At 65.9% G+C, this 12,402-nt stretch carries 7 protein-coding genes and 1 pseudogene; 2 read left to right on the top strand and 6 right to left on the bottom strand.

The annotated features are described in order from the left end of the window. Window positions 1–26 precede the first annotated feature (26 nt). The 3 genes from IIB36_13785 to IIB36_13775 form a co-directional block, all read right to left on the bottom strand. Window positions 27–1,637, bottom strand: coding sequence for a long-chain-fatty-acid--CoA ligase (locus IIB36_13785; GenBank protein MCH7532810.1), 1,611 nt, complete (start codon window positions 1,635–1,637; stop codon window positions 27–29). Between the two features lie 74 nt (window positions 1,638–1,711). Continuing rightward, the gene (locus tag IIB36_13780; GenBank protein MCH7532809.1) at window positions 1,712–5,422 is read right to left on the bottom strand and encodes a PD40 domain-containing protein; all 3,711 of its coding nucleotides are present in this window, start codon (window positions 5,420–5,422) and stop codon (window positions 1,712–1,714) included. Further along, window positions 5,419–8,775: a PD40 domain-containing protein gene (locus IIB36_13775; protein MCH7532808.1), complete on the bottom strand. Its 3,357-nt coding sequence runs from the start codon at window positions 8,773–8,775 to the stop codon at window positions 5,419–5,421. The genes IIB36_13780 and IIB36_13775 overlap by 4 nt, the downstream gene beginning before the upstream one ends. 135 nt (window positions 8,776–8,910) lie before the next feature. On the opposite strand from IIB36_13775, the gene IIB36_13770 reads away from it, so the two are divergent. Together IIB36_13770 and IIB36_13765 are read left to right on the top strand one after the other, a co-directional pair. Further along, window positions 8,911–9,675, top strand: a complete 765-nt coding sequence (locus IIB36_13770) for a creatininase family protein (protein MCH7532807.1) — start codon at window positions 8,911–8,913, stop codon at window positions 9,673–9,675. After that, window positions 9,676–10,800, top strand: a complete 1,125-nt coding sequence (locus tag IIB36_13765) for a hypothetical protein (GenBank protein MCH7532806.1) — start codon at window positions 9,676–9,678, stop codon at window positions 10,798–10,800. Between the two features lie 13 nt (window positions 10,801–10,813). Here the strand turns inward: IIB36_13765 and IIB36_13760 are convergent, their stop codons facing one another. The 3 genes and pseudogenes from IIB36_13760 to IIB36_13750 all read right to left on the bottom strand — a co-directional run. After that, window positions 10,814–11,362, bottom strand: coding sequence for a PQQ-dependent sugar dehydrogenase (locus tag IIB36_13760; GenBank protein ID MCH7532805.1), 549 nt, complete (start codon window positions 11,360–11,362; stop codon window positions 10,814–10,816). 40 nt (window positions 11,363–11,402) lie between these two features. Further along, a pseudogene (locus tag IIB36_13755) lies at window positions 11,403–12,116 on the bottom strand (PQQ-dependent sugar dehydrogenase). Window positions 12,117–12,141: 25 nt separating this feature from the next. Then, on the bottom strand, window positions 12,142–12,402 hold a 261-nt coding region (locus IIB36_13750), incomplete at its 5' end, for a hypothetical protein (protein MCH7532804.1).

Below are 12,402 nucleotides of genomic sequence, written 5' to 3'. Positions count from 1 at the left end.
GGAGTCGGCGGTCCTGGCTCGGGGCGTCAGTTCCCAGCGTACTGCTCGCGCAGCTTCGACTTTTGCACTTTCCCCGTCGCGCCCATCGGCAGCTCATCCACGAAGATGACCTCGTCGGGGAGCTGCCACTTTGCAAGCGTAGCGGCAAGGTGCTCGAGCACGCTCTCCTTGCTCGGATTCGAGCCGGGCGCGGCCACGGCGATCATGATTGGGCGCTCATCCCACTTTTCATCCGGGATGCCGATGACGGCGGCCATCACGATGTCCTCGTGATCCATCGCTGTGTTCTCGACGTCGATCGAGCTGATCCACTCGCCCCCGGATTTGATGAGGTCCTTGCTCCGGTCGGTGATGTGGATGTAGCACTGTGAGTCGATCGTAGCGACGTCGCCCGTGGGGAACCAGCCGTCCTCCGTGAGCCGCGACTCGTCGTCCTTGAAGTAGCTGTGGATCACCCACGGGCCGCGGACCTGAAGCTCTCCGAATGCGATGCCGTCGTGCGGGAGACGATTTCCTTCCTCGTCCACGATGCGGATCTCGATCCCAAACGGCGGACGGCCTTGCTTGGTCTGGAAGAGCCTGCGCTCCTCGAGCGGCAGCTCGCGATGTTCCGGCATGAGCGTGTTGATGGAGCCGAGCGGGCTCGTCTCGGTCATGCCCCAGGCGTGACGGAATTCGATTCCGAACTCCTCCTCGAGTGCGGCACAGAGCGACGGGGGTGGGGCCGTGCCTCCCATGACCGCCATGGTCAGCGAAGGCGGCCGGTTCCCATGGTCACGCCAGTATTGCACGAGCGGGATGAAAACGGATGGCACGCCGGCGCAGTAGTTCACGCTCTCGGTCGTCATGAGCTCGGTGAGCGCTTCAGGGTCGTACCGCGGCCCCGGGAAGACCACCTTGGCGCCGGTCAGGGGCGCCGCATAGGCGAGCCCCCACGAACACGCGTGGAAAAGCGGCACGATCGGTAGCACGCACGTGCTCGGACGCATGTCGAAGACGTCGGGCATCGCGACCCCGTACGCGTGAAGGACCGTCGAACGGTGACTGTACAGCGCGCCCTTCGGATGGCCGGTCGTGCCCGACGTGTAACAGAGTGCCGCTGCGTCGTTCTCGTCCAGGACCGGCCACTCGTACTCACCGTCGGGTTCGGCGATGAAGTCCTCGTACGCGACCGCATTCACGAGCGTGGTCTCCGGCATGTGCTCCGAGTCGGTGAGCACGACGTACCGCTCGACACCCGGGAGCTTGTCGGCGACGGCTTCGGCGAGCGGCACGAAGGTCAGGTCGAGGAAGAGGATCCGGTCTTCCGCGTGGTTCACGATGTAGACGAGCTCCGTGGCGTGCAGACGCGGGTTGAGTGTGTGGCATACCGCGCCCATGCCGGAGATTCCGTAATAGAGCTCCAGGTGCCGATACGTATTCCAGGCCAACGTCCCGATCCGGTCTCCAGCGGAGATGCCGTGCGCCTCGAGTGCCTGGGCGAGTTGGCGAGACCGGTTCCGGGCGTCCAGCCAGCTATATCGGTGAATCGGCCCTTCGACCGTGCGCGAGACTATTTCCTGGCTGCCGTAGACCCGACCCGCGTGCTCGATGAGGGACGAGATGAGAAGAGGGGTCTGCATCATTCGGCCGCGCATGCTCATCTCCGGTCGGTCGGGGCGCCATATCGGGGCTGGCAACGTACGAGAGTGGGGGACGTGCTGCCTAGTTCCTACCGTCGGATGCCTGCCGCGGTGTTCGGCGCCCCCTGGACGGAACCCTGCCGCTCCAGCACCCGTTGGGTCGGGTACACTTCGTTCAGCGTCATGCCGTCGTAGAGGCGACCGTCCTTCATCACATACTGGATGTCGGTCGTGTTGCGCAGGTCGTCCAACGGGTTGGAGTTGAGGATCACGATGTCGGCGAACTTGCCTTCCTCGATGCTTCCCAACTGGTCGCCGAAGCCGATCGCCTCGGCGCCGAGGATCGTGGCGGCCCTGAGCACGTCGTGTGGCTCGGCTCCGCCCGAGCCCATGGCACGTAGCTCCCAGTGGTATCCGAGACCCTGCAACTGACCGTGGCTACCCACACCCATGCGGGCCTCACCCTCGAGCATCTTCTTCACGAACTCGGCATGCTTTGGGAAGACGTACTCCTCCTCGAGGAACCAACCAGCCTGGCCGGGTGAGCCACCCGCGCCGGGTCCGCGACGCCGCGTCCGAGTATCGATGTTCTCCTCGGGGGTGAACATCCTCAGCTTCGGGTCGTCGTGAACGTTCTCGGTCGCGTAGAAGTAGTTCTCCCCGAACGGCCCTCCATACGATACGAGCAGCGTGGGTGTGTTGGTGGTCCCTGACGTCTTGAAGAGCTCGACCACGTCGCTGTAGATCGGCGCGATGGGCAGGGCGTGCTCGATGCCCGGATAGCCGTCGATCGCGTGTGTCATGTCCAGCTTGAAGTCGAGACCGCCCTCGGTGGTCGGCATGATCTCGAGCTCGAGCGCGGCCGCGATGATCCACTGTCGCTGCTGGCGATTCCCCGACATGTACATCTTGAGCGTCTTGGTATCGAAGTACTTGGCGTACCGCCGGAGCACCGTTTTCGCATGGTCGGCGCTCTGGATGTTCTCGCCGATGAAGACGCCCGGGCCCGTGGAGTACACGCGCGGCCCGATCATCCCACCGGTCTCGACCCGATCGGTGTAGCTGAGGACGTCGGTGAACGCCGTCTGCGGGTCCCGCGTGGTCGTGACACCGTAGGAGAGCGTGGTCAGATACTGCCACACCTCCTCCGGATGGATCTCGGGAATCAGCCACATCGAGTGGTAGTGGACGTCGACGAAGCCGGGCAGGAGCGTCTTGCCCGAGACGTCGATGATCTCGGCATCTTCGGGGATCTCTACCGAGTCCGGCGGCCCCACCGCGGTGATCTTGTTGTCGACCACCACGATGACGCCGCTCTCGATGATGAGCGGCGCTCCCGGCGCTCCCGTCGTGTCGTCGGGCGTCTCCGCCATCGTGATGATGCGTCCGCCGCGCAGCACGACCGTGCCCCTGGGGATGTCTCGAGGCAACATCACCTCGATTTTCTGTTCGACGGCCTCGTATGTGTCGGTCGAGTCGTTGAGCAGCTCCTCGTCGCCGTCACGAATCCGTGCGGCACGGGCCGCGACCTTCTCGGCCGCGTCACGGATCGAGTCTGCGCGTGCCATCAGCGAGTCTGCTTCGACCTGCACCGAGTCTGCCGCAAGCCGGATGATCTCGGCGCTGAGCTCCTCTGGAACGTCCTCGTCATCCGTGTCGAGGCTGTCGGCTTCGGCGCGCTTTTCCTGCAGCGAGTCCGTGACAGCCATCGCGCGGGCACGCAGCAACGCTCGCGTGTGGCCAATCTGTTCTTCCGCTTCCTCTTCGGCCTCGACCTCGGCGAGATCGTACGTGAAGAGCACGTTGCCCATCGCCCAGTGGACGGCCGAACCGTCCGGCGCCCAGGACGGGAACTCACCGCCCACGTCGGTCAGCTTCCGGACCGGCACGGGGGCGCCTTCCTCGTTTGCCGCCATCACCGTGAGCGGAGGCCCGCCGGAGCCTTCGACGAGGTCGACGATATAGATGTCGCTCCCGATCTGTGCGAAGGCTCGGTCGCCCGCCGGCGAGAGCATGACCAGCCCGGCCGGTGGCGGATCGCCAGGTTCTGCGCTGGGGTCAGGGTCGGTCGGGTCGGGTGCCTTCCGCCACGGGAAAACGCGGCGTGGAAGGAACTCCCACTCGTCCGGATGCGGGTTGGCGAGGCCGCCCCGCGGGGGCGGTCCACGAACGATGAGATGCTGCTTCACGTCCGTCCCGTCCCAGCGGAACGATACGAGGCCCTCCACGGGGCTGTATGCGTAGATGCGATCCGGCTCGTCGTTCACGAAGTGCGCGACGTCCCGGAACCCGGTCGGAGAGATCACCGTGGCCTCGCCGCCGTTGCTCGACACCCAGACGAACTCACCTCCGATCGGTCCGAAGAAGACTCCGGACGCGTCCTTCAACTGACGTGCCGCAGCCCGAGACGCGACGATCCGCTCGCCGTCGGGTGACCAGGCGACGTTGGAGTACAGAGCCGCAGTGCTCGTGAGTTGCGTCGGCGCACCTCCGCCGGCCGGCACCTTCACGATATGACCACCATCGGTGTCGTCCCAGGAGACGTAAGCGATCCACTGCCCGTCGGGCGACCACTGAGGGTGGAACTCACCGACGCCCGCGTCGGTCAACCTGCGTGCCTCGCCGTCGGGCATGTCCTTCACCCACAGGCGGTCGAACGCGGTGAAGGCGACCTGGCTCCCGTCCGGGGAAGCGACCGGGCTCCGGATCTGGCTAGCGGTCACCATCTCGGTCGTGTCGATCTGGTAGGCGAACTTCACCTCGGGGCCGATCCCGAGCTCCACCGGAACCTCGAACGGAATTTCGGTCGCTTCTCCACCAGCCATCGGGATGTCCCAGATCTTTCCGCCATACGAGGCGATGATGGAGGCTCCGTCCGGCGTGAACGCGTATCCCGGAAGGAGGTCGAGCGGAGCACGCGACTCCTGCTCGTCCCTCTGCACCGGGTAGGCGAGCCAGGACTCCTCGCCGGTCTCGAGGTCGCGCTTGCGCAGACCGGTCTCGCTGTCTTCGCGCGTGCCGTACACCAGCCAACGCCCGTCCGGCGAAATCGCGGGTCGGAACGCCGAGCCGTAACGGTTGCTCATGAGCGTCGACGTCGCGGTCTCACGATCGTACCGGTACAACTGGTACCTCGGCAGGCGTGCGTTGTACTGCCAGTCGCCGGTCCCACCCGCGTACCAGAGGTAGCGGCCGTCCGGGCTCAGCGCCGCCCCGATCGACTTGCGCGTCGGCGGGATGCCCGAGATCGGAAGCGGAGAGCGCTGCTCCGCGTGGTACATCTGCAGCTGAGCGGCACCGCCCAAGCCCCTCGAGCGGCTCACTACGATGTACTGCCCGTCGGGCGTCCACTCGGGCGACAGGTACAGCGATGTGTTCCCGCGCGTGACCTGCGTGGTGTCGGTGTGGTCGAGCCTCATGGTCCAGAGGTTGTCGCCGCCGCTCTTGTCCGAGATGAAGGCCACAGACTCTCCGTCCGGGCTGAAGCGCGGCTGCACGTCGAACGACATTCCGGTGAGCAGCGGAGACGCCGTTCCCCCGGTGATGGGCATGGTGTAGAGTTCACCGAGGAGGTCGAAAACGATCGTCTGACCGTCCGGGCTCACGTCCAGCGAAATCCAAGTGCCCTCGGTGGCGGTGAATTCCGCGGTGCGGGCGGCCTCGAGCGAAAGCGGGGGGTCGTCATCGTCATCGGAGTCGCCGCGGCCACCGCGTCCTTGTGCTTCGAGGGGAACCGCCGCCGCCGCGAACGCCACGAGAGCCCATGCGGCGCGACCGAACCACCTGGTGCGCGCGCTCATCGTGCACCTCCCCGGATGCCGGCTTGCACGTCCGGCGCGGTGTTCCTCCACGGTTCGTCCGGAGCGGGGCGTTGCCTCGGCCACACCTCGTCCAGCGTATCGCCGTCGTACAGTCTGCCGTTCATCATCACCTGATCGATCGTGTTCGAGTTGCGGATGTCGTCGAGTGGGTTGGCGTCGAGGATCACGAGGTCGGCGAGCTTGCCGACTTCGATCGATCCCACGTCGCGGCCCAGGCCGAGCGCTTCCGCCCCCATGATCGTCGCGGCGCGAAGCGCGTCGTGCTCGTCCATGCCGCCGCTCTGCAGCGTCCACAGCTCCCAGTGGTAACCGAGGCCCTGAAGCTGTCCGTGGCTGCCGATGCCCGTGCGGCCGCCGCCCTCGACCAGGTCGGCGAGCCAGGCGCTGTGCTTCTTGAAGGCGTACTCCTCCTCCATGAACCACGCGCCGGGTCCCGGGCCGGTGGTCTGGAGGCGGCGCGCCTTGAAGTCGATCTCGCGCTTGGGCGTGAAGTGGTTCAGCTTCTCGTCGCCGACCACGTTCTCGTGCGTGTAGTAGTAGTTCTCCGCCCACGGGCCGCCATACGACACGAGCAAGGTGGGGGTGTTGGTGGTGCCGGACGTCACGAACAGCTCGACGACGTCGTTGTAGGCGGGCACGATGGGCATCGTGTGCTCGATACCGGGATACCCGTCCATGGCGTGCGTCATGTTGAGCCGATAGTCGAGTCCGCCCTCGGTGGTCGGCATGAGCTGGAGCTCGCGCGCCGCCATGATGAGCCACTGCCGCTGTCGGCGGTTGCCCGACATGTACATCTTGAACGTCTTGGTGTCGTAGTAATCGCTGTACTTCCGCAGTACGGTCAGGGCGTGCTCGTAGCTTCGGATCGCGTCGCCCGAGAATACTCCTGGGCCGGTCGAGTAGACGCGGGGGCCGACCATCCTCCCGGCCCTCACCATGTCCTCGTACGAGAGCACGTCTGTCGAGGCCGTCTGCGGATCGCGGGTCGTGGTGACTCCGTAGGCGAGGTTCGCCTGATAGATCCACGGTCTGGCCCAGTGGAAGCCCCACAGGTTCCACATGTGCGCGTGCGTGTCCACGAAGCCCGGCAGGATCGTCTTGCCGCTCACGTCGATGACCTGCGCGCCCTCGGGTACCGTGCCCGGTCCCGAAGAGACCGAAGCGATGCGGTTGTTCGTGATGACGATGTCGGCGTTCTCGATGATCTCGTCACCGTTCATGGTGATCGCGCGCGCGCCGCGCAGCACGACGGTGCCTTGCGGGATATCCCGCTCCGCGGTCACCTCGATCCGCTGTTCGTCCGCGGTGTAGCCCGCGTCGCCGGCGGCGGCGTCGAGATCGTACGAGAGGAAGGCGTTCCCGATCGACCAGTGGACGGAGCGCCCGTCCGCGCTCCATGTCGGGAACTCGGCGCCGAGCTCGTTGAGCTTCGACACCGGAACCGCGGCCGAGTCGGGCTTCGATACCTGGACCGTGGGTACGGTGGCGCCGAGCTGGGGGACCGTGACCGTATACACGTCCGAGCCGATCTGGGCGAGCGCCAGATCACCTTGAGGTGCCATCAGGATGAGCCCAGCGGAACGCTCCGGAATCAGCTCCCGGGCTTCGCCGTCTTCGTCGAACTGCTGGGGCATCACCAGGTCAGAGGTCGCGGACATCTGGTAACCATCCGCGACTCCGCCCGCGGAGACGTCGATCCGTGCCGTGACGCGGAGGTGCTGCCTCACATCGGTATTGTCCCACCGCGTCGAGACGAGCGCGAGCGTGCGTGGGCGGGCGGTCGCTGAACCCGGAACCGGGTCGGCCTGGGCGAAGCCGTACGAATAGATGCGATCGGGATCCGACGTGAAGTGCGGGCGCTGGCGACCGGCGGTCGGCCCGATGACGGTGATGTCGCCGCCCCCGGCTGGGACCCAGACGAACTCGGAGTCGAGACCCAGCCCGATGAACGGATCGATCGCCTCCTGCACGTTCCGGCGCGACGAACGGACCGCCACGATGCGACCACCGTCCGGGGACCACGCGAGCTGCTGGTAGTACGCCGGCGCGGTCGTGACCGTGGTCGGCGAGCCGCCGTTGGCCGAGATCCGCTTGATGTGGCCCTCACCCGCGTCGTCGTCCCATGTGACGTATGCGATCGAGCTCCCATCGGGAGACCAGATCGGCTGGAACTCACCGATTTCCTCGTTGGTGAGCTTCTCCGGCTCACCGTCTGGGAGCGTCGCGGTATACAGACGATCGAGCGCTGTGAAGACGATCCGGCTCCCGTCCGGAGATGGCTGAGCGTTGCGGATCTGCTTGACGATGAAGGTCGGCGTGTCCTCGATCGGGTACTCGAAGCGGACCTCGGGCCCGACCGCGACGCGCGCGTTCACGGTGAACGGGATCTCGGTCGGATCCGAGCCGTCCACGGGCACGGACCAGATACCGCCGCCGTACGAGATGATCAGCGCGTCCGATTCGGGCGTAAACGAGTATCCCGGCAGCACGTCCATGTTCGCGGTCGACTCCTGGTCATCGCGCTGAACCGGGTGCGCGAGCCAGTGTTCCTCCCCGGAGTCCAATTCGCGCAACCGGATGCCGGTCTCCGCGTCGTGTCGGCTGCCGTACGCGAGCCACTTTCCGTCGGGCGACAGCGTGGGGCGGAAGGCGGAACCGTAGCGGTTGCTCATCGGCGTGCGGGTGCCGGTCTGGCGATCGTAGACCCAGATCTGATACTGCGGGAAAATCGCGTTGTACGACCATGTGCCGTTGCGTTGGGAGTGCCACACGTAGCGGCCCTCGGAGTCGATCGCGGGGCCCATGAGGCGCATCGCGCGGCTGCCGCCGACCATCTCGAGGCCCGTGCCACCGTCCACGTGGTACAGCCACAGCTTCTCGAGGCCCGCGCGCGGCGGCGCCCGCGCGACCACGACGTAGTCGCCGTCCGGCGTCCACTCGGGGGAGAGGAAGCGGCTGCCAACGCCCTTGCTGAGCTGCGTCGCTTCGCCGCCCGCCACAGGCATGAGCCAGAGGTTGTTGTCACCACTCCGGTCGGACACGAACACGATCCGCTCGCCGTCGGGACTGAAGCGCGGCTGCATATCGTGTCCCAATCCTTCGGTCAGGCGCGTTGCCGTGCCGCCCGAGATGGGCATCGAGTAGAGGTCGCCGAGCAGGTCGAAGACGATCGTCTGACCGTCGGGGCTCACGTCCAGGGAGATCCAGGTCCCCTCATTAGTAGTGAACTCCGCCCACCGGGCGGGCTCGAGCGGAAGGCCTCGATCGGGGTCGAGATCGGCCTCCTGTGCGAGCGACGTGAGCGGTGCCAGAAGGGGCAGGGCGGCCCGCACGAGGCCGCGAGACAGAAAGCGCATGCGCCGACTCCGAGAACAGCCGTGATTGGCTTACGAGAAACAGTCCCTACGGATGGACACAGATGTTAGTGTCCCGGGTTGCACGAGGCCATGATCCTTTACGTTCACACCATGACAGAACCGAACCTACTGCTGGAAGAGATGACGTGGCCCGAGGTGGGCCAGGCGCTGGAAGCGGGTTTCACTACCGTCGTGGTCGCTGTCGGCGCCACAGAACAGCACGGGCCGCACCTACCTCTACTCGTTGATGCCGCGCGTGGGGACCGGCTCGGACTCGAGGTCGCTCGGCGACTCGGTCATGCGCTCGTCGCGCCGACGATTCGCGTGGGTTGTTCCGAACACCACATGGGTTTTCCGGGCACGCTATCACTGCGGCGGCAAACGCTGGAAGCCCTGTGCATGGACTATACGGTGAGCTTGTCACGCCACGGATTCCGGCGTGTGTGCTTCGTGCCATCCCACGGAGGAAACTTCGCGCCGCTCGCCGAAATGCTCGACGATCTGCGCAGCGCGGTCGCGCCAGACTGCGCCGTAGACGCCTATTCTGACCTGTTGGGCTTCATGACCTTCTGGAAGAACGCCGTCGCGATCGAGGCTCCCGGGTTGGAGGGCAGGGTCGGGGGCCACGCAGATATCTCGGAGTCCTCTGAAATGCTGTGCATCCGTCCTGACCTGGTCCGCGAGGGCCGGGCGGAACGCGGCCTCGTCCAGGACTTCGATGAAGGACTCGCCGAGAGGATCTTCCGCGATGGCTTCCGAACCGTGACCCCCAACGGGATTCTGGGCGACGCGCGAGGGATGAGCGTCGACATCGGTGAGCGGTGCATCGCGAACGTGGCGGACGGGATCGCCGATGCTCTGAGCGCGAGCGACTGAGTGGGGGAGACCCCGCTGCGCCTCGCGTTCTTTGTCTCTCCCCACGGCTACGGGCACGCCGCGCGTTCGTCGGCCGTGATGGCCGCGCTCCACCGGAGGACCGGCGCGGAGTTCGAGCTCTACACGACCGTGCCACGGTGGTTCTTCGACGAGTCGATCGGGGGGTTCTTCCGGTACCACGACGTCCTGTGCGACGTCGGCTTCGTGCAGGTATCGGCTCTACGCTACGACTTGGACAGGACGGTCGAAGCTCTGCGCCATCTGCTCCCCTTCGATCCGCTTGTGCTGGATGACCTCGCCGCCCGCGTGCTCGAAGCGGGGTGCACCGCGGTTCTGTGTGACATCGCTCCGCTCGGCATCGCGGTCGCGGAGCGCGCCGGTCTGCCGTCGGTGCTCATCGAGAGCTTTTCGTGGCAATGGCTGTACGAGCCGCTATACGAACGCGCTCCGGACCTCGAGCGATTCAGCGACGAGCTCGATCAGTGGTGGAGAAAAGCTACGTTGCACATCCAGACCGAGCCGCTCTGTTGGCGCGACGCCGCAGTGGAGACGCTGGTCGACCCGATCAGCCGAGCTCCCCGGCTCGAGCGCTGCGAGGTCAGGACTCAGCTCGATATCCCTCTCGATGCGCAGGTCGTCATGATCACCATGGGCGGCTATTGCGAAGGTATGCCCTTCCTGAAGCGGCTTCGAGCGATGTCCGACGTGGTCTTTGTCGTGACCGGGGCGAGCGAGACGACTCACGACGGCAACCTGAGACTGTTCGGCAGCCAAGCGCCTATCTTCATGCCCGACCTGTTGCGCGCCGCCGACGCGCTGGTCGCGAAGCTCGGGTACGGCATCACCGCGGAGGCCTGGCGCGAAGGGCTCCCGTACGCCTTCGTGAGCCGCCGCGATTTTCGGGAAATGCCCCCGCTCGAGGCGTTTGTCCGACGTGAGCTGCTCGGCTTCGAGATACCTCCTGAGGACTTCACGGAGGGTGGTTGGATCGACCGGGTGCCGGAGCTGCTCAGCCTTCCGCGTCGACCGCGAGCAGGTGGTGGAGCCGATCGGGTGGCGAATGTCGTCTCGGCCCTCTTGGTCAGGGAGGGTGCTCGCGCGGGGAGTGTCGGGGCAGGAGGTTAGGCGCCATGGGCTGCTAGGGCGCTGTCCACACGAAGCGGTAGATTCTCCCGTCCTGGATGTTCGCGAACAGCGGCTCGTTGTCCGCGTCCAACCCGATCGCGATGAAGCCGGGTTCGCCGAGCACCAACCGTTCCCCGAGCCCCACCGAACCGTCATAGTCGATCGCCCAGACCTGGCCGGTCCCACGGTCGGCCATGATATAGCGCCCGAGTAGCTCGGGATTGCGCGTTCCTCTGTACACGAAGCCGCCTGCGATGCCCCGCGGCATCGTCGAGCCGCCGTACTCGAAGACCGGGCTGATCAGGCCGCTTGTGTCGCAGCCCGACGGCGGCGAGTAGCAGATGTTTGCTTCCATGACATTCCAACCGTAGTTGCCGCCTGCCGTCACGACGTTGACCTCGTCGAGACGCACAGCGCCGCGATCGGTGACCCAAACGCGGCCGGTCGTCGGATCGAACGCGAGGCCCGAGGGGTCTCGAAAGCCCCACGCGTAGACCTCCTCTCGCAGTCCTTCCGCATTGCCGACGAGCGGATTGTCCGGTGGAATCCCATACGGGAGCATACCGGACGTAGCACCTACATCGAGGCGGATCTCCGTCCGGTCCGCCGTCGCCCAAGGCGATGTACAAGAATCCGTCCGGCCCGAAGCGGAGAGGCCCACCCGGTCGAGCCCCGTGCGGTTGATCGATCTCGAGCAGCACCTCTTCCGACGCGGGGTCGACGAAGTCGAGCGTGCCCGGCTCGTTCAGGAAGCGCGATATCACGCTGCGACGGGGATTCGCGGCGATGTAGTGAACGTAGATCTCCCCGTTCGTCGCCCAATCGGGGTGGAAGACGAAGGAACGGAGTCCTCCGGCTTCCCCATCGTCCAAGACCCGGTCCCTCAGGTCGACGAATGCGAACGTTCCCTCGACCTGCAGGTCGTTGTCGAATTGGTGGATGTACCCCGAGCGCAACGCCACGTAGAGGCGCGGAAGGCCGGCCGGAGCCCCGCTCAGCGCCACCGGGGCCTCGAACGTCAGGTTCAGGAACGCGTTGGTCAGCTCGGTGCCGGCCCGGCGGCGATCTTCCTCCTCGGCCTGGGGAACAGCCGGGTCACTCCCGCACGCACTGAGGCACACTGCCGCGACCCATAGCCACGGCTCCGGAGGAAGCGACCTAGCTCGGCTATACCGCGAATGGAGCACCCCGTGTCGTTGCGGTTCAGCAAGAGAACGATCGGGGGCAGGGGCTGGTTCCCCGGTCAGGAACCGGGGGAGGCGTGGATGTCCGCCATGGCGACCCCGGCGCAGCGGCTCCCCCGATACCGGCACCACCCGCTCCGTGCACCCAACTGGTCGTCTACCTCCTGACCACCGGCAGCCTGCTCTGGGACGGGAAGCAACTGGGAAGGCGCAGTATGAAGGAGAACCGCGTACCCTGTCCGAGCTCGCTTTCCATGGTCAACTCGGAGTCCATCTTTTCGAGCAGGCGTTGCACTATGGAAAGGCCGAGCCCGCTTGGGGCAAAGAAGAACCCCTGCCGTCCAGGGGACTTCTGGAATGGCTGGAAGAGTCGGGCCCGCTGCTCAGGGGAGATTCCCCGGCCAGTATCGCGAACCGA

It is taken from the genome of Gemmatimonadota bacterium, assembly GCA_022560615.1.
Classification (GTDB): Bacteria; Gemmatimonadota; Gemmatimonadetes; order Longimicrobiales; family Gaopeijiaceae; genus UBA1138.
Note: the sequence above shows the minus strand (reverse complement) of the source record. Positions and strands in the feature narration are given on the sequence as shown.

What these genes read in the sequence shown, in the direction of transcription:
- IIB36_13785 (MCH7532810.1), bottom strand. Translation starts at nt 1,637, where the DNA reads ATGCGCGGCCGAATGATGCAGACCCCTCTTCTCATCTCGTCCCTCATC.
- IIB36_13780 (MCH7532809.1), bottom strand. Translation starts at nt 5,422, where the DNA reads ATGAGCGCGCGCACCAGGTGGTTCGGTCGCGCCGCATGGGCTCTCGTG.
- IIB36_13770 (MCH7532807.1), top strand. Translation starts at nt 8,911, where the DNA reads ATGACAGAACCGAACCTACTGCTGGAAGAGATGACGTGGCCCGAGGTG.
- IIB36_13760 (MCH7532805.1), bottom strand. Translation starts at nt 11,362, where the DNA reads ATGCTCCCGTATGGGATTCCACCGGACAATCCGCTCGTCGGCAATGCG.